Annotated in this window: 18 protein-coding genes and 1 pseudogene; 13 read left to right on the forward strand and 6 right to left on the reverse strand. The window is 61.1% G+C overall.

The annotated features are described in order from the left end of the window. The first annotated feature begins 133 nt into the window (after positions 1-133). Both DR88_RS15535 and DR88_RS15530 read left to right on the forward strand, forming a co-directional pair. Positions 134-1633: an aldehyde dehydrogenase family protein gene (locus DR88_RS15535; protein ID WP_004140136.1), complete on the forward strand. Its 1500-nt coding sequence runs from the start codon at positions 134-136 to the stop codon at positions 1631-1633. Between the two features lie 123 nt (positions 1634-1756). Next, a complete protein-coding gene (locus tag DR88_RS15530) occupies positions 1757-2647 on the forward strand; it encodes an oxidoreductase (protein ID WP_025862099.1) in 891 nt (296 codons plus the stop codon). 17 nt (positions 2648-2664) lie between these two features. Here DR88_RS15530 and DR88_RS15525 read toward each other — a convergent pair whose 3' ends face one another. From DR88_RS15525 to DR88_RS27290, 4 genes and pseudogenes are all read right to left on the reverse strand, one after another. Beyond that, positions 2665-3396: a class II aldolase and adducin N-terminal domain-containing protein gene (locus DR88_RS15525; protein WP_016947239.1), complete on the reverse strand. Its 732-nt coding sequence runs from the start codon at positions 3394-3396 to the stop codon at positions 2665-2667. A gap of 5 nt (positions 3397-3401) precedes the next feature. Further along, complete coding sequence (locus DR88_RS15520) at positions 3402-4232, reverse strand: ABC transporter substrate-binding protein (RefSeq protein ID WP_016947240.1); 831 nt, start codon at positions 4230-4232, stop codon at positions 3402-3404. Between the two features lie 23 nt (positions 4233-4255). Next, positions 4256-5127: pseudogene (locus DR88_RS0125650) on the reverse strand (phytanoyl-CoA dioxygenase family protein). Between the two features lie 26 nt (positions 5128-5153). After that, positions 5154-6674, reverse strand: a complete 1521-nt coding sequence (locus DR88_RS27290; RefSeq protein ID WP_004148211.1) for an amino acid ABC transporter permease/ATP-binding protein — start codon at positions 6672-6674, stop codon at positions 5154-5156. 488 nt (positions 6675-7162) lie between these two features. Between DR88_RS27290 and DR88_RS15515 the strand changes: the two genes are divergently transcribed. The 7 genes from DR88_RS15515 (at position 7163) to DR88_RS15485 (ending at position 13634) form a co-directional block, all read left to right on the forward strand. After that, positions 7163-8077, forward strand: coding sequence for a LysR substrate-binding domain-containing protein (locus DR88_RS15515; protein WP_004190428.1), 915 nt, complete (start codon positions 7163-7165; stop codon positions 8075-8077). 168 nt (positions 8078-8245) lie between these two features. Then, positions 8246-9505: a flavin-containing monooxygenase gene (locus tag DR88_RS15510; protein WP_004148215.1), complete on the forward strand. Its 1260-nt coding sequence runs from the start codon at positions 8246-8248 to the stop codon at positions 9503-9505. 24 nt (positions 9506-9529) lie between these two features. Then, the gene (locus tag DR88_RS15505) at positions 9530-9964 is read left to right on the forward strand and encodes a RidA family protein (RefSeq protein WP_004190423.1); all 435 of its coding nucleotides are present in this window, start codon (positions 9530-9532) and stop codon (positions 9962-9964) included. Next, positions 9961-10635: a DUF1028 domain-containing protein gene (locus tag DR88_RS15500; RefSeq protein ID WP_016532663.1), complete on the forward strand. Its 675-nt coding sequence runs from the start codon at positions 9961-9963 to the stop codon at positions 10633-10635. The genes DR88_RS15505 and DR88_RS15500 overlap by 4 nt, the downstream gene beginning before the upstream one ends. Beyond that, on the forward strand, positions 10613-11785 hold the full coding sequence (gene argE, locus DR88_RS15495; protein WP_371920491.1) for an acetylornithine deacetylase: 1173 nt from the start codon (positions 10613-10615) through the stop codon (positions 11783-11785). Before DR88_RS15500 ends, argE begins: the two co-directional genes overlap by 23 nt. Positions 11786-11809: 24 nt before the next feature. Further along, positions 11810-12628, forward strand: coding sequence for a phytanoyl-CoA dioxygenase family protein (locus DR88_RS15490; protein WP_025862295.1), 819 nt, complete (start codon positions 11810-11812; stop codon positions 12626-12628). Between the two features lie 22 nt (positions 12629-12650). After that, positions 12651-13634 (forward strand): zinc-dependent alcohol dehydrogenase family protein, encoded by a 984-nt coding sequence (locus tag DR88_RS15485; RefSeq protein WP_004148217.1) that lies wholly within the window; start codon positions 12651-12653, stop codon positions 13632-13634. A 2-nt stretch (positions 13635-13636) separates the two neighbouring features. Here DR88_RS15485 and tynA read toward each other — a convergent pair whose 3' ends face one another. Next, complete coding sequence (gene tynA / locus DR88_RS15480; RefSeq protein ID WP_004148218.1) at positions 13637-15904, reverse strand: primary-amine oxidase; 2268 nt, start codon at positions 15902-15904, stop codon at positions 13637-13639. A 476-nt stretch (positions 15905-16380) separates the two neighbouring features. Beyond that, entirely contained in the window at positions 16381-18426 is a 2046-nt protein-coding gene (paaZ, locus tag DR88_RS15475) for a phenylacetic acid degradation bifunctional protein PaaZ (protein ID WP_004148219.1), read from the reverse strand. Between the two features lie 286 nt (positions 18427-18712). Here paaZ and paaA point away from each other — a divergent pair, with 286 nt between their 5' ends. Genes paaA through paaD form a run of 4 tightly spaced genes read left to right on the forward strand, consistent with a single transcriptional unit; the run spans position 18713 to position 21213 of the window. Continuing rightward, the gene (gene paaA, locus DR88_RS15470; protein WP_004176377.1) at positions 18713-19642 is read left to right on the forward strand and encodes a 1,2-phenylacetyl-CoA epoxidase subunit PaaA; all 930 of its coding nucleotides are present in this window, start codon (positions 18713-18715) and stop codon (positions 19640-19642) included. Between the two features lie 11 nt (positions 19643-19653). Then, a complete protein-coding gene (gene paaB, locus DR88_RS15465; protein ID WP_004224492.1) occupies positions 19654-19941 on the forward strand; it encodes a 1,2-phenylacetyl-CoA epoxidase subunit PaaB in 288 nt (95 codons plus the stop codon). A gap of 7 nt (positions 19942-19948) precedes the next feature. After that, entirely contained in the window at positions 19949-20704 is a 756-nt protein-coding gene (gene paaC, locus DR88_RS15460) for a 1,2-phenylacetyl-CoA epoxidase subunit PaaC (protein ID WP_004224493.1), read from the forward strand. Positions 20705-20715: 11 nt separating this feature from the next. After that, a complete protein-coding gene (gene paaD, locus DR88_RS15455) occupies positions 20716-21213 on the forward strand; it encodes a 1,2-phenylacetyl-CoA epoxidase subunit PaaD (protein ID WP_009486374.1) in 498 nt (165 codons plus the stop codon). The last annotated feature ends 7 nt before the right edge of the window (positions 21214-21220 follow it).

Below are 21220 nucleotides of genomic sequence, written 5' to 3' on the forward strand. Positions count from 1 at the left end.
CATTTCTGCGAGGGCAGACGACGGAATTGCGGCGACTGTCACAGCGGCGCAAACGAATGTCACAGAGAAAAAAGCGCCAACCGCCAACCAGACATAGACTGAAAGCACTATCCGCGATGAATAAGGAAAGGGTATGTCCACCTCACAGATAGCGCTGCTTGCCAGCGTCCAGCAGTTTTTAGACCGTCAGCATGGCCTGTATATCGACGGCGCCCCCTGCGCCGCGCAGAGCGAAAACCGGTTAACCGTCTGGGATCCGGCCACCGGGCAGGCGATTGCCACCACCGCCGACGCCAGCCCGGCGGATGTCGACCGGGCGGTGATGTCCGCCTGGCGCGCTTTTGTAGATCGCCGCTGGGCCGGGCGCACCCCGGCTGACCGTGAACGCATCCTGCTGCGTTTTGCCGATCTGGTGGAGCAGCACGGCGAAGAGCTGGCGCAACTGGAAACCCTCGAGCAGGGGAAATCCATTGCCATTTCCCGCGCCTTTGAGGTCGGCTGCACCCTGAACTGGATGCGCTACACCGCGGGGCTGACCACCAAGATCAGCGGCCGGACGCTGGACGTTTCGATCCCGTTCCCGCAAGGGGCGCGTTACCAGGCGTGGACCAAAAAAGAGCCGGTCGGGGTGGTGGCGGGCATCGTCCCGTGGAATTTCCCGCTGATGATCGGCATGTGGAAGGTCATGCCGGCCCTGGCGGCGGGCTGTTCGATAGTCATCAAACCCTCGGAAACCACCCCGCTGACCCTGCTGCGGGTGGCGGAGCTGGCGACCCAGGCGGGCATTCCTGACGGGGTGTTCAACGTGGTCACCGGCAGCGGCGCCGGCTGCGGCGCGGCGCTGACCGCCCATCCGCAGGTGGCGAAGGTTAGCTTTACCGGCTCGACGGCGACCGGGAAACAGATTGCCCGCGTGGCTGCCGACCGCCTGACCCGCGTGACGCTGGAGCTGGGTGGCAAGAATCCGGCGATTGTGCTCAAAGACGCCGACCCCCAGTGGGTTATTGAGGGGCTGATGACCGGAAGCTTCCTCAATCAGGGGCAGGTCTGCGCCGCCAGCTCGCGGATCTACATCGAAGCGCCGCTGTTTGACACCCTGGTCAGCGGCTTCGAGCAGGCGGTGAAATCGCTGCAGGTGGGGCCGGGGATGCAGGAGACGGCGCAGATCAACCCGGTGGTCTCCCGGGCCCACTGCGACAAGGTGGCGGCCTACCTCGAAGAGGCTCGCCAGCAGAAGGCAGAGCTTATCAGCGGCAGCGCCGGACCAGATGCGGGAGGGTACTATATTCCGCCGACGCTGGTGGTAAACCCCGACGCCGGACTGCGTCTCAGCCGTGAGGAGGTTTTTGGCCCGGTGGTGAACCTGGTGCGAGTGGCCGATGGCGAGGAGGCGCTGCGCCTGGCCAACGACAGCGATTTTGGTCTGACCGCCAGCGTCTGGACCCGCGATCTGACCCAGGCCCTGAACTACACCGACCGTCTGCAGGCGGGAACGGTATGGGTCAACAGCCATACCCTGATTGACGCCAACCTGCCTTTCGGCGGCATGAAGCAGTCTGGTACCGGCCGCGATTTCGGCCCTGACTGGCTCGACGGCTGGTGCGAAACCAAATCCGTCTGCGTGCGCTACTAGCCCTCCGTCGGGGAAGGCGAAAGGCTTTCCCGACGCGCCCCTTGCCGACTTCCGGTCTTTCTCGCTACTGTGGAGGGCAATCTTTGCCTAATCTGGGCGGTGAATCATCAGGAGGTCTTCGGCATGACAGCATTTCCTAAGGTTGCGCTAATTGGTCCCGGCGCCATCGGCACCACGATTGCCGCCGCCCTGTTTGAGAGGGGGAGGGCGCCGATGGTCTGCGGGCGTACCGCCCATTCGGCGCTGGTGCTGCGCACTGACGAGGGTGAGATCGTGGTGCCCGGCCCGGTGCACACCGACCCGATGGCGATATCCGCCCCCTTCGACCTGGTCTTTGTCGCGGTGAAAACCACCCAGACGGAGGCCATCGCCCCCTGGCTGACGGCCCTGTGTTCCCCTGACACCGTGGTGTGCGTGCTGCAAAACGGCGTTGAGCAGCGCCAGCAGTTTGCCCCCTTGACCGGCGGCGCGACGGTGCTGCCGTCGGTGGTCTGGTTCCCGGCGCAGCGCGATGCCGATGCCTCTGTCTGGCTGCGTGCCACGCCGCGCCTGACGCTGCCGGATCTGCCGGGGGCAGAGCGAGTGCAGCAGGCGCTGGCGGGAACCCGCTGCGCGGTGGACCTGGCGGCTGATTTTACCACCGTTGCCTGGCGCAAACTGTTGCAGAACGCGGTTGCCGGACTGATGGTGCTGACCGGACGACGCGCCGGGATGTTCGCCCGGGAGGACATCACTGCCCTCGGACTGGCTTATCTGCGCGAATGCCTGCAGGTGGCGCGGGCGGAAGGGGCCGCCCTGAGCGACAGCGTGTCGGAGGAGATTATCGCCGGCTTTCATCGGGCGCCTGCCGACTTAAGCACCTCTATTCTGATCGATCGCCTCAATGGCCGACCGCTGGAGTGGGATATTCGTAACGGCGTGGTGCAGCGTCGCGGGCGTCAGCACGGCATTCCGACGCCGCTCAGCGATATCATCGTGCCGCTGCTGGCGGCGGCCAGCGACGGCCCGGGCTGACCCGGGCTGGCGCGGGGTTAGTCCACCAGCGAGGGATCGAGGTCGATCATCAACTGCTTCATCTCGGCAAAGTGCTGCCTGGAGAAATCGGCAATCTTCTCCCAGTCCTGGGCGGTTTTTTCCGCCACCGCGTCTGACAGCACCTTCAGCGGCTGGCCGGTTGACCAGGCGGTGATCAGGATCTGACAGGCGCGCTCCAGGGTCCAGATATCGTCGAACGCTTCGCCGATGTTCGGGGCGGTCACCAGCACCCCATGGTTGCCCATCAGCAGACGGCGTTTATCTGCCAGCAGCCCCGCCAGCCGGGCGCCTTCTGCCGCGGTGTCCGCCATCCCGCCGTACAGGGTATCGACGGCGACCCGGTTAAAATAGCGGGCCGTGTTCTGGTCGATGGGCAGGATCTGCGGCGTCGCCAGACAGGCGAGGCTGGTGGTGTACACCGGGTGCAGATGCAGCACCACCCGCACGTCGGGCAGTCGCTGATGGATCTGCCCGTGGATGGCCCACGCGGTGGCATCGACGTCAGGGCGCGCGGCGCAACGTTCATCATCGGCGTTCAGCACCAGCAGATCGCTGGCGCGGATGCGCGAAAAGTGTTTCCACTTCGGGTTGAGTAAAAACGTTTTCCCGTCAGCGGAGAGCGCGGCGCTGAAATGGTTGGCCACCGCCTCATGCATGCCGAGATGGGCAATGATGCGAAAGGTGGCCGCCAGGTCGATGCGGATCTGCTCTTCATCGGAATCGCGCATGGGCATTACTCCGCTTTCGGCATCAGGGTCTGCAGATCCTCTTCCGTCGGCGCCTGGAAGTGATATTTCTTCAGCAGGGCGGCATATTCCGGCGTCGCGCTGTATTTTTTCAGCGCCTCTTCGAGGGCGTTTTTCACCTCCATGTTGCCTTTTTTAACGCCAAAGCCGTTCAGCACCGGATAGATCAGCGTGTCAGAGGAGATAACCACCCGGTTGCCCAGCTTTTCCACCACCCCGCGCGCCACGGCGGCGTCGGTGATCTGCGCATCCACTGCGCGCGACAGCAGCGCCTGGGTGGTCTGCGGGTCGGTGGTATAGACGCTCAACGCAATTGGCTTCAGCCCTTTCTTCACGCAGTAGTCGGCGGAAAGCTTCTGCAACTGCGCCAGCCACGAGGTGGCGCCCATCGAGCCGATTTTATGCCCGCAGAAGTCTTCCGGCGTCTTAGGCTGGTAGTCGCTCCCTTTGCGGGCGAGGATCGCCTCCCCGCTTTTCAGGTACGGCACCATGTCGATCACCTTCAGGCGCTCGGCGGTAATGTACATCGACGAGTTGGTGATATCGAAGCGCCCGCCCTGCAGCCCGGGGATCAGGTTGGGGAAGCGGGTATCGATATTCACTGCTTCACGGCCCATGCTCTTCGCTAGGCCGTTGAGCAGTTCAATATCAAACCCCGCCGGCTTATTGTTCTCCATGTACTCGTAAGGGAAAAAGGTCATGTCCGAACCAGCGGTGATCTTACCGCTTTGCTGGAAGGCCAGCGCGTTCAGGGATGTCAGAGCCCCCACTGCGCAGAGCAGCAGAGCCAGCGGGCGTGGTGCGAAAAAGCGTGTCATAAAACCTCCGGAGTGTGGGCGAATTACATGCTGGCGCGATCGGTACCGGCCTGCTGAACAAAAAACGAAGCGCCGCGCGGCTTCTGCGGCAGGCGAAGCTGGTTATCGGTGCTGCGCACCAGACCGCTCTCTTCCCCGGCCACCAGCTGGCCGGCATGGCGGCTCGGCAGCGGGTTTTCGCCGAAGGGCAGCGCATCCTCGGCGGCGTAGACGCTGATGAACAGGGTGCGCGGCAGGGCGGTCTCGTTGGGGCTGGAGGCGTGCAGCAGGCGGGTATGCATAAAGCAGACCGAGCCGCCGGGCCAAAACAGGCCTGCGGCTGCTGGCAGTGCGTCGCCACCACCTCATCATCCACCGCCCCCGTGAAGCGCCCCTCCTGCCAGTGGGTCCACAGCGGCCCCTGATGGCTGCCCGGCACCACGTTGAGCGGGCCATTCTCCGGCGTCACCTCGCTGACCATCAGCAGAGCGGTGATGATGTCGTCATTGCTGTGTGGGGTGAAGAGGAAATCCTGATGCCATTTCACCTCGGTGGCGGTGTGCGGCAGCTTGGAGTTAATTTTGCTGTGATGAAAGCGGGTGCCGCTGCCGCCGATCAACTGCGCGGCGATGGTAGCCATCCGCGAATTCAGCGCAGTATGGCGATAGGCCTCGGAGATCTCCGTCGGTGAGGCGACCCGGCGCAGCGACGGATGGTCGGGAGCATGGTCGCGTTCGATATCGAAACGTGGCCGCCCGTCGAGGGTTTCTCCCCACGCCGTCGCGTGGCGGCGGCTCTCCTCGACCCAGCCGTCGAAATCGCTCTGCAGGGCGGCGATGTCAGCGCTGGAAAGCACTTCTTCGACCACTAGAAAACCCTGCTGATGAAACTGATCAATTTGCCACTGCGCAATCATAGTTTTTCCTCTTCACGTTCCGATAGTTAAGCCAGAGAAACATCTTTCAGAAAGGCCTCGACCCGCGGGTGATGCCCGCTACGCATCGCCTGCGGCGTGTCATCGCACACCACCCGGCCTTTCTCCATAAACACGATCCGGTCAGACACTTTGAAGGCGAAGTTCATCTCGTGGGTGACGATGACCATCGTGATGCCTTCGTGGGCCAGGGATTCGATAACCTGCAGCACTTCATTCACTTTTTCCGGATCCAGCGCCGAGGTGGGCTCATCGAACAGCATGATCTGCGGACGCATCATCAGGGCGCGGGCGATCGCCACCCGCTGCTGCTGTCCGCCGGAGAGCTGGTGTGGATACTTCCAGGCGTGCTCCAGCATGCCCACTTTGTGCAGCAGTTCGCAGGCGTGCTGGCGCAGCTCCGCGTCACTTGCCAGATGGTGATAGCGCGGGGCCAGCAGCAGATTGCCGAACACGGTCAGATGCGGGAACAGGTTAAAGCTCTGGAACACCATGCCGATGTTCAGGCGATGTTCGGCATTCTCCATAAAGCGCGGCTTCTGCTGCCCCTGGCGGTCGAGGTGAATAAAGGGTTGGCCGTTAATCTGAATTTCGCCGTTATCGATCTGCTCAAGACCGTTCAGCAGGCGAATGAGGGTGGTTTTCCCCGAGCCTGACGGACCGATGACCGAGACCACCTCGCCGGGCTGGATCTGCAGGCTCACCGCCCCCAGCACTTCGACGTTGTTGTAGGCCTTATGCAGCTTAGAGGCCTGCAGTGCCGGCTCATGACTCTGGGTGACGCTGCGCGCCATCGCCGGGCGGCGGGCGCTGGCCAGCCGCTGCATCTCGGCATCTACCGGACGAGCGGTATTGCGCTGGGTTACGTCAAGGTAGTTCTCCAGCCGTTTCAGCAGAAAATCGAACACCGTGACGATAAAGATGTAATAAAACGCCACGGCCGTCATCGTCTCCATGACCAGAAAGTTCTGCGAGTAGAGCTGCTGGCCGACCATCAATATTTCGGTCAGGGAGATCACCGACACCAGTGAACTGAGCTTCACGATGGCGATATATTCATTGGCCAGCGCCGGCAGGGCGACGCGCAGCGCCTGGGGGATGATCACCCGCCACTGGATCCCGGCGTAGCGCAACCCCAGGGCCCGCGCGGCTTCGCTCTGCCCTCGAGGGATGGAGAGCAATCCGCCGCGGTGGATCTCGGCGATATAAGCCGCTTCGCTGAGAACCATCGCCAGCAGGCCGGCCCAGAAGGGATCGTTCAGCACCGGGGCGAAGGAGGGCAGCGCCTGCGGCATGTTGTAGACAAAAATCAGCAGGACCAGCAGCGGCATACTGCGAAATAACCAGATATACAGCCGGGCTGGGGTGGATAACCAGCCGCGCGGCGACTGTTTGGCCAGCGCCAGAATAAATCCGAGCACAATACTGCAGCCCCAGGTCAGCAGACTTAATTTAATGACGGTCCAGGTGGCCCACCAAAAATCGGCATCGCTGAGCAGGCTTAACATGTAGTTCCAGTTAAACGTCATGGGCTATTTCACTCGTCATAATTATCAAAAATTAAAGTGGCTCGGCTGTGCCGTAATGGGGAGCCACCGGTATTCATCGTGCGAATACACTATGCTGGCAGGATGCTTTCAGAGGCAATTAGTAAATTTTTGGCCTTTAAGTTTAAAAAAACTATACAACGATATTAACGATATGGAATTTAAAGTGATTGCTGAGATACTTTGTGTAAACAATTTAAAAACAATGACAGTAATTCAATAACGCTATTTTGTGGGGGAAGGGTATTTTGCGCGAAACTGGGGCAGCTGCTGCCTGTCTGGCGTGCAGCGTGGCGCATGATGGTGCAACGGCGGAAATAAACCACGCGGGCGTAGAGCAATAATAAATATTGCCGCCCCTTGTCGGGCAACGCGCCGCTCTTTTCCGGGGGTGGCACGCGGATTGCTTGGGACTTAGAGGAAAACTATTCCCCACGTGCGCCGGACCATATTTTATCAATGGTGATGCTATGAACCGATTTACCCTGAAGCAGCTCAAATATTTCGTCACCGTGGTGGAGACGGAGAGTATCGCCGAGGCCTCCCGCCAGCTGCACATTGCGCAGCCGTCGATTTCGATTGCCATCAAGAATCTGGAGAGCACCTTCGACCAGCAGCTGTTTATTCGCCACCACGCGCAGGGCGTTTCGCTCACCTCCAGCGGTCGGCGGATCTACGATAAAGCGAAAGAGCTGCTGCGCCTGTCCTGGGAGTTCGAACAGAATTCGCGAGCGGATAAAGAGCTGGTTTCTGGCATGATCTCCATCGGTTGCTTTGAATCGGTGGCCCCGCTGTATATGCCGAAGCTGGTGGCCGGGTTTAAGAAATGCTATCCGGAAATCACCCTGCATCTGTACGACGGCGAACAGCATGAGCTGATGCATGGCCTGCACCGCGGCCGCTTCGACCTGGCGCTGGTCTACGATCTGGAGCTCGGCCATTCAATCAATAAAGAACGGCTCAATGCCCCGCATAAACCCTACGCGCTGCTGCCCGCCGCGCATCCGCTGGCGCAGAAGGCGCAGGTGACGCTGCAGGAGCTGAGCCGTGAGCCGATGATCCTCCTCGATGCGGTCCCCAGTAAAAATTATTTTATCTCCATCTTTAAGGAAAAGGGTTATCACCCGGAAGTGGCTTACAGTTCCCCCTCCATTGAAATGGTGCGCTGTATGGTGGGTCAGGGGTTGGGTTTTTCGGTACTGGTCACCCGGCCCTGCTGCGACATGACCTACGATGGTGAAAGAGTGGTGCAGCGGGATATTGCCGACGAGATGCCCGCCTCGACCTTAATTATGGCGCATCTCGCGAATAATGAGCCCACGCGGCCGACGCAACTGTTTATGGATTATTGTCGCAGCATCGAATTAACCCCAACTCACGCCTGAAATAACGCCTGTCGATCCGGCAGGCATTATTTTTTGTCGTCACTCAGCCTCGCAAAATTCTATTCAGTCGATCGTTTTATAATATTTTACCAATTCGTCACAGTTAAATAACCTGAAAGCCGTCAATTCCGGCGACGTCGTCGGCAACTGTGCTTGAAGGATAGCGAAATGACTGAACAGATTACCGAGATCGATACCCTGGTGGTGGGCGCGGGGCAGGCGGGCGTCGCCATGAGCGAGCATCTGACCCGGCTGGATATCCCCCACCTGGTGCTGGAAAAGCAGGGTATTGCCCAGGCCTGGCGCAGCGGACGCTGGGATTCGCTGGTCGCCAACGGCCCGGCCTGGCACGATCGGTTCCCGGGGATGGTGTTCCCGGACTGCCCGGCAGACAGCTTTGTCGGCAAAGAGCAGGTGGCAGACTATTTTGCCGCCTATGCCCGCAGCTTCAATGCGCCGATCCGTACCGGGGTGGAGGTTTTCAGCGCCGAACGCCTCGTCGGACGGCCGGGCTTTCGTATTGACACCTCGCAGGGGGGGATTGAAGCGCAGCGGATCGTAGCGGCCACCGGGCCGTTTCAGCGGCCAGTGATCCCGGCCATCGCCCCACAGAGTCAGGCTATTCAGCAGCTCCACTCCGCGCACTATTTTAACCCGCAGCAGCTACCGGAGGGCGGTGTGCTGGTGATTGGCGCAGGATCCTCCGGCGTGCAGATTGCCGATGAGCTACAGCGAGCCGGACGCGCGGTGTGGCTGTCGGTGGGAGCGCACGACCGCCCGCCGCGTCGCTATCGTCAGCGCGATTTTTGCTGGTGGCTCGGGGTGCTGGGAATGTGGGATGCCGCGGCCAATGCGCCGGGTAAAGAGCATGTCACTATCGCGGTGAGCGGCGCGCGCGGCGGCCATACCGTCGATTTTCGCCAGCTGGCGCATCAGGGGGTCACGTTAGTGGGGCAGACCCGCGGCTTTGACGGTGACAAAGCACTGTTTCACCCCGACCTGGCGGAGAATATCCGCCGCGGCGATGCCTCCTACCTTGCGCTGCTCGACGCCGCGGACGCGTGGGTGGCCCGCAACGGCATGGACCTGCCCGAAGAGCCCTCCGCCCGCGAATTTCTGCCCGATCCGGCCTGCGTTACCGACCCGCTGCTCAGTCTCAATCTGGCCGAGGCCGGGATCGGCACCATCATCTGGGCGACGGGCTACACCACTGACTATCGCTGGCTGAAGGTCAACGCCTTCGATGACGCACAGCGGCCACAGCATCACCGCGGCGTATCGACGGAGCCGGGCGTCTATTTCCTCGGCTTGCCGTGGCTCTCGCGGCGCGGGTCCACCTTTATCTGGGGCGTCTGGCACGATGCCAAATATATTGCCGACCAGATCGCCATTCAGCGCCAGTACCAGCGTTACCAGCCGTCCTGTTAACCGTTTTCCTTAAGGAGTGCTTTGATGCCAACTCATACCCGTATTCGCATGTTTAACACCAAAGAGACCTACCCGAACCAGGCGCTGAACAACGATCTGTGCCAGGCGGTGCGGGCCGGCAATACCGTCTACGTTCGCGGCCAGGTTGGCACCGACTTCGCCGGCAATCTGATTGGCCTCGGCGACCCGCGGGCGCAGGCGGAGCAGGCAATGAAGAATGTTGAACAGTTGCTGAAAGAGGCGGGAAGCGACCTCTCGCATATCGTCAAGACCACTACTTATCTGATCGATCCCCGCTATCGCGAGCCGGTCTATCAGGAGGTGGGCAAATGGTTAAAAGGTGTCTTTCCCATCTCCACCGGGGTGGTGGTGTCGGCCCTCGCGCAGCCGCAGTGGCTGATGGAGATTGACGTTACGGCGGTGATCCCTGACGACTGGCAGGGGGAGGCAGCAGAATGACTCTCTCTATTAGCGCCCGCTGCCCGGAATCAGGTCAGCTCGGCATTGCCATTAGTTCGTCGAGCATGGCCGTGGGATCGCGCTGTCCGTGGCTATTGCCCGGCGTCGGCGCGGTCGCCAGTCAGAACATAACCCTGCCGTCGCTGGGGCCGCAGATCCTCAGCGCGCTCGAAGCGGGGGCCAGCGTTGAGCAGGCCCTGAACCTGGCCCTGGCGGAGGATCGCTTCCGCGAATATCGCCAGGTCGCGGCGATTGACGCCAACGGCGACACGGCGGTGTTCAGCGGGGAGTTCACCCTCGGGATCGGCGGCGCCCTGGCGGGGGATAACTGCGTGGCGGCGGGTAACATGCTGGCCGGTCAGGGGGTAATCGCCGCGATGGTGGGCGCCTTTGAGGCCGCCACCGGAGAGCTGGCCAGCCGGCTGCTGGCCGGGCTGCGCGCCGGGATCGTCGCCGGGGGCGAGGCCGGGCCGGTCCACTCGGCGGCGGTGAAGGTGGTGGACGATTACCCGTGGCCGGTGGTCGACCTGCGCATTGACTGGGCGGAGGTGGATCCGCTGGCGGCCCTTGAGCAGCTGTGGCTGGCGTGGGAGCCGCAAATGGAGGCCTATATTACCCGGGCGCTCGACCCGCGAGAGGCGCCGGCCTATGGCGTGCCTGGCGATGAATAACACGCCGGGAGCGATCCTTGCCGCGCTGCTGGCTTTTGACACCACCAGCCGCCATTCGAACCTGGCGATGATCGACTGGATCGCCGATTTTCTCGCCGCCCGCGGCGTGGCGTCCCGCCGCTTTTATGACCCGTCGGGCGGTAAGGCCAATCTCTACGCCCGGCTGGGGCCGTCCGGCGGCGGTGGGGTGATGCTCTCGGGCCACACCGACGTGGTCCCGGTGGACGGCCAGGCCTGGAGCGTTCCGCCTTTCAGCCTGACCGAGCGCGATGGCCGCTACTATGGCCGCGGCAGCGCCGATATGAAGGGGTTTCTCGCCTGCGTGCTGGCGGCAGTGGATGACTTTCTGGCGGCGCCGCTGCATCTGGCCTTCTCCTATGACGAAGAGGTCGGCTGTCTCGGCGTGCGCAGCCTGGTGGATTTTCTGCAGGCCTCGCCGGAGAAACCGGCGCTGTGCCTCATCGGCGAGCCGACAGAGATGCAGCCGGTGTTCGGTCATAAAGGCAAACTGGCCATGCGCTGCTGCATCGAGGGGCAGGCCTGCCATTCGGCCTACGCCCCGCAGGGGGTGAACGCCATCCGCTACGCGGCCAGGCTGATCAACCACCTGGATCGGCTGGGCGTGCGTCTGGCCCGGCAGCAGGACAGCCGCTTTTCGCCGCCCTTCAGCACGCTACAGGTGGGCACCATTCAGGGTGGGGCCGCGCTGAACATCGTTCCGCAGTCCTGCCGCTTTGATTTTGAAATCCGCTACCTGCCGGGGATGCGTCCTGAAGCGGTCACCGAGGCGCTGGCGGCCTACGCCCGCCGCCGACTGCTGCCGGAGATGCGCCGGGTCGGCGGCGGGAGCGACATCCAGTTTCAGCTGTTGAGCCACTACCCGCCGCTGCTCAGCGATCCACAGTCCGACTTCGCCCACTGGCTGGCGCAGTGGTGCGGCAGCGATCGGTTTTCCACCGTGGCGTTCGGCACCGAAGGGGGACTGTTCGATGAGATGGGCGTCGCGACCCTGGTCTGCGGGCCGGGCAGCATGGCCCAGGGCCATAAGGCCGATGAGTACATCAGCATCGACCAGACCGAACGCTGCATGGCGATGCTGGGCCAGCTTTGCGCCTGGATGCGCGCCGAACCGGCGGAACCGCTTACCTGATCCACCCACACAGGAACCCAAGCGATGCACAATCAACACTCTCCCCATATCGATCAAGCGACTGTCGACCGCTGGCAGGCGGACGGCGTGGTATTACTGAAGGGCGTTTTTACCCACTGGGTCGAGCGCCTCGCCGAGGGGGTCACGGCGCTGATGGCCAGCCCCAGCGAATATGGTCATGCGCGCACGGTGATCCCCAAAGATGGTTCGCGGCCTTTTTTTCAGGATTACTGCAACTGGGCGCGGATCCCGGCGTTTAGCGAGTTTGTCTTCCAGTCGGCGGCCGCGGAGATCGCCGCGGCGCTTATGCAGTCGCAGACGGCGAAATTTTTCCATGAGCATACGCTGGTCAAACCCGCCGGGGGCAGCACGGTGACTCCCTGGCATCATGACCAGCCTTACTATTGCGTCTCCGGCAGGCAGAACGTCAGCTTCTGGATCCCGCTGGACCCGGTGGCGGAGGCGACCTCGCTGCGCTGCATTCGCGGGTCGCATCGCTGGGAGGCGGAGTACAGTCCTACCCGTTTCAATGGCACTAAGCTTTACGAGCACACCCGGTTCAGCGCGCTGCCGGATATCGACGCCCATGAGGACGAGTACGATATCGTCAGCTGGGCGCTGGAGCCGGGGGATGCGGTGGCCTTCCATTTTCGCACCGTCCATGGCGCCCGCGGCAACCCCGGGGCGCGGGCTCGACGGGTCTTCTCCGCCCGCTGGGTGGGGGATGACGCCGCGTTTGCCGACCGCGGCGGCGTGACCTCGCCGCCGTTCCCCGAGCTGACCCTGCGGGACGGCGACCCGCTGGATTCCCCACTGTTCCCCCAGGTCTGGCCACCGGCGTAAGCGGCTTCGGACGGGATCTGCTATGATCCCGACTTTCGTTGTCTGGAGCCAGTCGATGTTCAACGACGCCATTGTTTATGACCGCTACGGGCCGCCGTCCGCGGTGCTAACGCTGAAACGCCTGCCGCTGGCGCCGCTGGCGGGCGGACGGGTGCGGGTCAGGATGCGCTTTGCCCCGGTGAATCCTTCGGATCTGATCCCCGTGACCGGCGCCTATCGCCATCGCACCCGACTGCCGGCCGTCGCCGGCTATGAAGGCCTTGGCGAGGTGGTCGCCGCGCCATACGGCAGCCGGCTGTGCGCGGGCCAGCGGGTGCTACCTCTTCGCGGAGGCGGCACCTGGCAGCGGTTTATCGATCTGGATGAGACCTGGCTGGTGCCGGTGCCGCCGGCGGTTGACGATCTGCTGGCCGCACGCGGGTATATCAATCCGCTGACGGCTATGCTGATGCTCAAGCGCTGGCCGGTTGCCGGAAAACACCTCGTGCTGACCGCGGCATCGTCCTCCTGCGCCAGTCTGCTGGGACAGTGGGCGCTGGCGATGGGCGCCCGCTCGGTGAGCGGGATTATTCGCTCGCCGCAGCATCGGGCGCGCCTGGAACAGGTCGGGATCTATCCGATCCTCGATACCGACCGGGCGCTGATGGAGAAGGTCAGCCAGCACAGCGATCTGGTGTTTGACGCGGTGGGCGGCGAACTGGCGAATACGCTGCTGTCGGTGCTGCCCGGGTCGTCGACCCTGATCTCCTATGGGCTGTTATCCGGGCGGCCGCTGACCCAGACGAGCGGTAGCGCGACGGTGCGCAAGTTTCATCTGCGGGAGGCGCTGCCAACACTCAGCGTGGCGGCGTGGCGGGCAGCGTTCGACGAAATCTGGCAGCGCCTGCCGACGACCTCCCAGCCGCCGGCCCAGCGTATAGCGTTGAACGACTGGCGGGAGGCGATTGCCGCCGCCGGCCAGCCGGGAAGAGGCGGTAAGATCCTGCTGGATTTCACCGCTGGTTAAGATTACTTTTTCTTTTCGCCCAGAGTAGGGGTTTCGTCAAAGAAGTTCCACGGCTTGAGCAGCGCGTGCGCCCACTCGGTCGGCATGATCGGCCACTCTTCGGCGCGCGCCACGTGGGTGGTGCCGGTGGTGATCCACACGACGTCATCGTGGTTAGTCAGCGACTCATCATCCTTCGCGTACTGGCCCAGGCCGGTATCGTGGGCGGAACGGTTCGGGTATTTCCCTTCCGGATATCGCTCTGTCGGGTGGTAGCGCGTCACCCACAGCTGTTTATCCATAAAGCTCAGGCGATGATATATCCACTCGTCCGGGGCGAATTTGGCACCGGTCGCCGCCGGGTGCGTGCCGCCGGCGTAAGGGATAATCTGGTATGAGACCGGGTTGCCCATGCGGTTCTCTTTGCTGGTGTTGCTCAGCAGGCGGATAGTGCCCGGGTCGAATTTCTGCGCCGCTTTCTGCTCGCTATCGATTGTGTACTGATTCACCTGCATGGTGCTGGTGCGCGGGCCGCCGGCGGTGTTGGGCTTCACTTCAGGATCCATCGCCACCAGGGTGTTGTTCTCGCCGTCCACATCGAGGTCGAGGCGGAAGTTATAGATGTGCTGGTGAGTGGTGCCGACAATATTATGGTCGATCAACGTTCCGTAGCGGGTATCCTCTTTGGCACTGGGGTCATGCATGGTCTTCGCCAGCACGCCTTTCACCGCTTCAATGCCGGTGGCGCCGGCATCGATACCGATGGTGCCGTTGTCGTGGAACACCCAGTCAAAGATATAGTCGTAGTTGCCGACGGTGCTGATCCAGCGTACCACCAGTTCCCGGCGTTCGGTGCTGACGTTGGGTTTGCCCATCTCCAGGTGCTTATACTCAGGCCCGGCATAGCGTTCGAATATGGCCACCGCGCCTGGAATAGTGGTTGGTTTGCCGGTGTAATCGGCGATAGTTTCGTCCAGCAGTACCGCATTTGACGGCGCATCTTTACCGCGTACAATCGGCGAGGTCAGGGTGCCCATGCCATAATCGCCGGAGTCCAGATAGGCTTTGAAATACCAGCCGACGTCCGGGTCGCCGTAGGGGACGATCATCCCGCCCAGGGAACCTTCATACATCACCTGGCGTTTTGTGCCGTTATCGTTGTAAGTCACCGTTGAGAGGATTGGCCCGACGCGCGAGTTCAGGCGCAGATGAAAATCCCAGTTCTGCCAGTGAATGGTATCGCCGGTGATCGTGTAGTTTTTGCCTTCCGGTTCGGTTATCTCCAGCGGTTTCACCGCCGGGGCGTTGCGGTCGCGACCATCATACGGACGGGGCTCCATTGGGACCGGGATCACCGGACCTTCTTCGATTTTGATGATTTTCTTCGCTTCAAGGTCGACCACCGCCACCAGGTTTTCAATCGGGTGCGCCCAGTAGTTGCCGTCGCCGGTATCCAGATAACTGACCACCTTCAGCAGACGCGCATCCTGCTGCAGGCCATCTTTGCCATCAAAAAAGCCAACGGTGAGCGGGGTGGTGACCACTTTGCCAGGATCGGTAATACCGTGCTTTTTCAGCACCTCAGCGAATTCGCTGCTGATATTGATGATGTTCTGCACGCTGACAAAATCATCGAGCAGCACCATCCCGTGGGCGCCTTTGATCGGCGTCCAGGAAAGGATTTTTTTGTTTTGCAGATCGACCACGGCTTCAATGACGTGTTTGCCATCGAGCATCACCACATCGGCAGTGCGGGGAGCATCGACCGGCGTTCCCTGCAGGGCAAAGGCCCATACCGCCGCCTTGTCCGGCTCGTGTAAGGAAATCTCAGTAAAGCGGGTATTCGGCTGAAACTCCGGCGCGGTTTTGACAATGGTCACCGCTTCACTGATTTCCGCCGCCGAGAGCGAGTTTAACGGGTGCGGGCGCTTTTCCACCTGGAAGGTCTGATCGAGACCGGACTGGAAGACATCGTTGATAAAGGTATCGGAAACCCAGGCTTTACCTTCCTTCATTACCACAGGCACCTGTAGGTCAAGGGATTTACCGTTGACGATCGCCGTTTTGGCGCCGGGCTTTACTTTGACGTAAGCGCCGTCTTTTATCAGGGTGAACATTTGCGCGTAGTCATCCCACTGCACATCGGCGCCGAATTCCTGCAGCGTTTTATCCAGCGGTACCATGTGGGCTTCGCTACCGTGAGCGAAGACCGGTGATTGCCAGGCGCAAACCACCGCCACGGCCAGCGCCAGCGCGGTTTTACGAGGAGAAAATTTCAAGCCGTTTGCCATTGTGACCTCATCTTATTGTTGTGTTGTCTCTTGCCGCTGCGAATGTCGGCTTTGTCATCCTTAAGCTACCAGCCAGCGGCGCCGGGGCGTTTGTTTGCTTTTGCCAGCTTGTTTGTCAGTTTTGCCAGACGGGCGTAAAAAATGCCTCCGCAGAGGCATTGAGAACGTGCGCTGATTTTTTTGCCGGGTGGCGGCTGACGCCTTACCCGGCCTGGGGTCCGTGCGGCCTGCCGTTAATTTATTCACCATTCTTGCTGGCCCGAGCCCGGGGGTACAGGGGGCGGCGGCGACTGGCCGCCCCCTGTGCGCTCCCTGCGCTATGCCAGGCATAACGCAGACGATTAACCGGGAGCGCAATGTGCGCTGAAGCCACGGATAACATAAAGGACTTCCCGGGGCGAAACCGTTGCAAACCGATTGCAGTATCAATGGCTAAAGGGTCGGCCAACAGAGCGCCAGCGGTCTATTTTTCGCTATCACGCCGGGAAATCTCCCTGTTGACGCGCCACCAGGGTCAGAATGGAATACAGCGCCACCGCCTGCTGGTGCTGATTGAAAATCTCCACCGCCCATTCCACCACGCCGGTGGCTTTCTCATCGGCGCTGCGCTGACGTTTGACCGTTTTCCGCTTACAGGTGAGGCGAACCTGAATGGTGTCGCCCGGTTTGACCGGCTCAATAAAGCGCAGGTTTTCCATGCCGTAGTTGGCGATAACCGGCCCGACGCCGGCATCGACGAACAGCCCGGCCGCGGCGGAGATCAGGAAATAGCCGTGGACCACCCGCTCGCCAAAAATCGACTCGGCGGCGGCGATTTTGTCCATATGCGCGTAGAAATGATCGCCGCTCAGGCAGGCGAAGTTAACGATATCCGCTTCGGTCAGGGTTCGGCGCGGGGTTAATAAGCTGTCGCCAGGCTGAATCTCTTCGAAATATTTGCGGAACGGGTGAATACGGTCTTCGTTCACCTGGGCGCCGCGCACCCACTGTTGACCGATGGTCGCCAGCATCGTTGGGCTGCCCTGGACCGCGGTACGCTGCATATAGTGTTTCACCGAACGCAGCCCGCCAAGCTCTTCTCCGCCGCCAGCGCGGCCGGGGCCGCCGTGCACCAGCTGCGGCAACGGCGAACCGTGGCCGGTTGATTCTGCGGAGGATGCTTCATTCAGTATCTGAATACGGCCATGGGCGCGGGCGGCGCCGAGGATAAACTCACGCGCCAGCTCGCCGCTGGCGGTGACCAGCGTCCCCGCCAGACTGCCGCCGCCGGCGCGCGCCAGCGTCAGCGCATGCTGGCGGTCGCGATACGGCATCAGCGTCGCCACCGGACCAAAAGCTTCAATGGCGTGAACCGCCGGCGTTTCATCCGGCTGTGAGCAGTACAACAGGGTCGGCGGGAAAAATGCGCCGGCCGCGCTGAGGTCCGCCTCTCCACCGAGCAGTACTTCGCAGCCAGCGGCTATCAGCTTATTGACGCTCTCCTGTACGTCCTGACGCTGTTCGCTATTAACCAGGGCCCCCATCTTAACGCCCTCCTGCGCAGGGTCACCGACGGTTACTTTATGCAGGCGGGAGATCAGTGCATCGCTAACCGCATTAATCTGAGCCAGTGGCACAATGATTCTGCGGATAGCGGTACATTTTTGCCCGGCTTTCGCCGTCATCTCGCGGACCACTTCCCGAATAAACAGCGCGAATTCCGGTTGCTCCGGAGTGACGTCTTCGCCTAACACGCAGCAGTTGAGTGAATCTGCTTCCATGGTAAAGGGAATGGATTTGGCTACCAGGTTAGGGTGCGCCCGTAGCTGCTGGCCGGTGGCGGCTGACCCGGTAAAGGTAACCACGTCCTGGCTATCGAGGTGGTCGAGCAGATCGCCCGCGCCGCCGCAAATCAGGCTGATGGCGCCCTCCGGCACCAGGCCGCTGTCGACAATCGCTTTCACCATTGCCTGGGTGAGCTGGGCGGTAGCGGTTGCCGGTTTAATGATAGCCGGCATACCGGCAAGCCACGTGGGCGCCAGTTTTTCCAGCATTCCCCAGCAGGGGAAGTTGAAGGCGTTGATATGGACGGCGACGCCTGATTTTGATGTCAGCACATGACGCGCGGCAAAACCGCCCTGTTTGGAGAGCGGGATGAGCTCGTCTTCCGGCCACAGGATATCGTCCGGTAATTCTTGACTACCGAGCCCGGCATAGGTGAAAAGGGTACCGATACCGCCTTCAATATCCACCCAACTGTCGGCGCGAGTGGCGCCGGTTTGCGCGGAGATGGCGTAGAACTGGTCATTCTGCTCCAGCAGGTGTTTCGCCACCGCTTTCAGCATCGCGCTGCGTTCAATAAAGGTCATCGCCTGCAGGGCTTTACCACCGCGCTCAATCGCGAAGCGGCGCGCCTGCGCCATATCCAGGCCTTCACTGGTCACCTCCCAAAGCGCCGCGCCGGTGATGGCGTGATGGATAGTACGGGCGCGGCCCCGGCCGGTCTGCCAGGCGCCGGATAAGTAGCTGGCTAACTGCTGCATCGCAAATCTCCAAATGTGTTACGTGTGATATCTATAAATAGTTCTTTTATGAATCATAAAATGCAAGCCCGTATTTAATAAATTATTAACATTGTGATCGCGATGGCGTTACGTCTTATGCTTAACTTACTGTATTAATTGTGGTTTACAAAAGGTTTTGCGGAGATTATCACAAAAAGAGCAAACAAAATTTGTGGTTTTATTTAACCAATATGTAACCTTCAATAAACAAAGCGATTCACATAAATGTTTTTGTTGTGAATATCGGAATCATAAAGGTGATGACGTGACAGAAGAACAACGCTTTGACCAGCGCATCGCGCAGGAAACGGCCATCGAACCGCAGGACTGGATGCCGGATGCCTACCGTAAGACCTTGATTCGGCAGATAGGCCAGCACGCGCACTCGGAGATCGTCGGCATGCTGCCGGAAGGCAACTGGATCACCCGCGCGCCGACGCTGCGCCGCAAAGCGATCCTGTTGGCTAAGGTACAGGATGAGGCTGGACACGGGCTGTATCTCTATAGCGCCGCGGAAACCCTTGGCTGCGCCCGGGAAGACCTGTATCAGAAGATGCTCGACGGGCAGATGAAATACTCCTCCATTTTTAACTACCCGACCCTCAGCTGGGCGGATATCGGCGTGATCGGCTGGCTGGTCGATGGCGCGGCCATCGTCAACCAGGTGGCGCTGTGCCGGACCTCCTACGGCCCCTATGCCCGGGCGATGGTCAAAATCTGCAAAGAAGAGAGCTTTCACCAGCGTCAGGGATTTGAAGCCTGCATGGCGCTGGCGCAGGGCAATGACGCGCAGCGGCAGATGCTGCAGGACGCCATTAACCGCTTCTGGTGGCCGGCGCTGATGATGTTTGGCCCCAACGACGACAACTCGCCGAACAGCGCCCGCAGCATGGCGTGGAAAATCAAACTGCACTCCAACGACGAGCTACGTCAGCGCTTCGTCGATAACACCGTGCCGCAGGTAGAGATCCTCGGTATGACCGTCCCGGACCCGGATTTGCAGTTTGATGAAGCCAGCGGCCACTACCGCTTCGGCGAAATCGACTGGCAGGAATTTAACGAGGTGATTAGCGGCCGTGGCATTTGCAATCACGAGCGGCTGGCCGCCAAGCGTAAGGCCTGGGAAGAGGGCGAGTGGGTGCGCGAGGCCGCGCTGGCCCATGCGCAAAAACAGCAGGCCCGCAGCGCGGCATGAGGAGAGACAACATGAGCAAAGTTTACTGGCCGTTATATGAAGTGTTCGTTCGCAGCAAACAGGGGTTATCCCATCGTCACGTCGGCAGTCTGCACGCCGCCGATGATCAAATGGCGCTGGAGAATGCCCGCGATGCCTATACCCGCCGCAGCGAAGGCTGCTCAATTTGGGTGGTGAAGGCCAGCGAAATCGTTGCTTCGCAGCCGGAAGAGCGCGGCGAATTCTTCGACCCGGCGGAAAGCAAAGTCTACCGTCATCCGACTTTCTATACCGTGCCGGATGGCATGGAACATATGTGAGGCGGCGATGAATATCCCTAACCCCGTAGCCACCTACGCCCTGCGGCTTGGCGACAATGGTCTGGTTCTGGCCCAGCGTTTAGGCGCCTGGTGCGGCCATGCTCCCGAGCTCGAGATCGATCTTGCGCTGGCCAACATCGGCCTCGACCTGCTCGGCCAGGCGCGCAATTTTTTAAGCTATGCCGCCGAGCTTAACGGCTGCGGCGACGAAGATACGCTGGCTTTTGGTCGCGATGAGCGCCAGTACAGCAACCTGCTGCTGGTGGAGCAGCCAAACGGCAATTTTGCCGACACCATCGCCCGCCAGTTCTTTATCGATGTCTGGCACGTCGCCCTGTACAGCCGGCTGGTGAACAGCCGCGACGCGCAGCTGGCGGCCATTGCCGCCAAAGGGCTGAAAGAGGTGCGTTACCACCTGCGCTTCAGCCGCGGCTGGCTGGAGCGTCTGGGTAACGGCACCGAGTTATCAAATCGCAAAATGCAGCAGGCGGTCGACAATCTGTGGCGCTTCACCGGCGAACTGTTCCTTGCCGATGAAGTGGAGCTCAGCCTGGTTGAGCAGGGTATTGCGGTTGATCCGCGTGAGCTTCAGGCCGAATGGCAAAGCGCGGTACACACGGCGCTGCTCGACTCCGGCTTACAAATCCCGCAGGAAGCGGCCTTCCGCAGCGGCGGCAAACAGGGGCTGCACAGTGAACATCTCGGCCCGCTGCTGGCGGAGATGCAATATCTGCAGCGTTCGCATCCCGGACTGCAGTGGTAAGTGAGGTGACTATGCAACGTCTTGCCGATATCGCTCCTGCAGAGGTTCGCACCATCTGGGGATTATTAAGCGCGATCCCGGATCCGGAAGTGCCGGTACTCACCATCACCGACCTCGGTATGGTACGCAGCGTCGCGCGCCATGGCGATGGCTGGGTGATTGGCTTTACCCCGACCTATTCGGGCTGTCCGGCGACGGAGCATCTGCTGGGGGAGATCCGCGCGGTCATGAGCGAGCATGGCTTTCAGCCGGTACATATCGTCCTGCAGCTGGATCCGCCGTGGACCACCGACTGGATGAGTCAGGATGCCCGCGAGCGCCTGCGCCAGTACGGCATCAGCCCGCCCCAGGGGCACGCCTGCCATGCGGATATGCCCGCTGAGGTGAGCTGTCCGCGCTGCGGCAGCGCCCATACCTCGCTGATTAGCGAATTCGGTTCCACGGCCTGCAAAGCGCTCTATCGCTGCGACAGCTGCCGGGAACCTTTTGATTACTTTAAATGTATTTGAGGTTGCC

Source organism: Klebsiella pneumoniae, from assembly GCF_000742135.1.
Lineage (GTDB): Bacteria > Pseudomonadota > Gammaproteobacteria > Enterobacterales > Enterobacteriaceae > Klebsiella > Klebsiella pneumoniae.

Excerpts from the sequence above, each read along its gene's own strand:
- DR88_RS15535 (WP_004140136.1), top strand. The coding sequence starts at position 134 with ATGTCCACCTCACAGATAGCGCTGCTTGCCAGCGTCCAGCAGTTTTTA.
- DR88_RS15530 (WP_025862099.1), top strand. The coding sequence starts at position 1,757 with ATGACAGCATTTCCTAAGGTTGCGCTAATTGGTCCCGGCGCCATCGGC.
- DR88_RS15525 (WP_016947239.1), bottom strand. The coding sequence starts at position 3,396 with ATGCGCGATTCCGATGAAGAGCAGATCCGCATCGACCTGGCGGCCACC.
- DR88_RS15520 (WP_016947240.1), bottom strand. The coding sequence starts at position 4,232 with ATGACACGCTTTTTCGCACCACGCCCGCTGGCTCTGCTGCTCTGCGCA.
- DR88_RS27290 (WP_004148211.1), bottom strand. The coding sequence starts at position 6,674 with ATGACGTTTAACTGGAACTACATGTTAAGCCTGCTCAGCGATGCCGAT.
- DR88_RS15515 (WP_004190428.1), top strand. The coding sequence starts at position 7,163 with ATGAACCGATTTACCCTGAAGCAGCTCAAATATTTCGTCACCGTGGTG.
- DR88_RS15510 (WP_004148215.1), top strand. The coding sequence starts at position 8,246 with ATGACTGAACAGATTACCGAGATCGATACCCTGGTGGTGGGCGCGGGG.
- DR88_RS15505 (WP_004190423.1), top strand. The coding sequence starts at position 9,530 with ATGCCAACTCATACCCGTATTCGCATGTTTAACACCAAAGAGACCTAC.
- DR88_RS15500 (WP_016532663.1), top strand. The coding sequence starts at position 9,961 with ATGACTCTCTCTATTAGCGCCCGCTGCCCGGAATCAGGTCAGCTCGGC.
- argE (WP_371920491.1), top strand. The coding sequence starts at position 10,613 with ATGGCGTGCCTGGCGATGAATAACACGCCGGGAGCGATCCTTGCCGCG.
- DR88_RS15490 (WP_025862295.1), top strand. The coding sequence starts at position 11,810 with ATGCACAATCAACACTCTCCCCATATCGATCAAGCGACTGTCGACCGC.
- DR88_RS15485 (WP_004148217.1), top strand. The coding sequence starts at position 12,651 with ATGATCCCGACTTTCGTTGTCTGGAGCCAGTCGATGTTCAACGACGCC.
- tynA (WP_004148218.1), bottom strand. The coding sequence starts at position 15,904 with ATGGCAAACGGCTTGAAATTTTCTCCTCGTAAAACCGCGCTGGCGCTG.
- paaZ (WP_004148219.1), bottom strand. The coding sequence starts at position 18,426 with ATGCAGCAGTTAGCCAGCTACTTATCCGGCGCCTGGCAGACCGGCCGG.
- paaB (WP_004224492.1), top strand. The coding sequence starts at position 19,654 with ATGAGCAAAGTTTACTGGCCGTTATATGAAGTGTTCGTTCGCAGCAAA.
- paaC (WP_004224493.1), top strand. The coding sequence starts at position 19,949 with ATGAATATCCCTAACCCCGTAGCCACCTACGCCCTGCGGCTTGGCGAC.
- paaD (WP_009486374.1), top strand. The coding sequence starts at position 20,716 with ATGCAACGTCTTGCCGATATCGCTCCTGCAGAGGTTCGCACCATCTGG.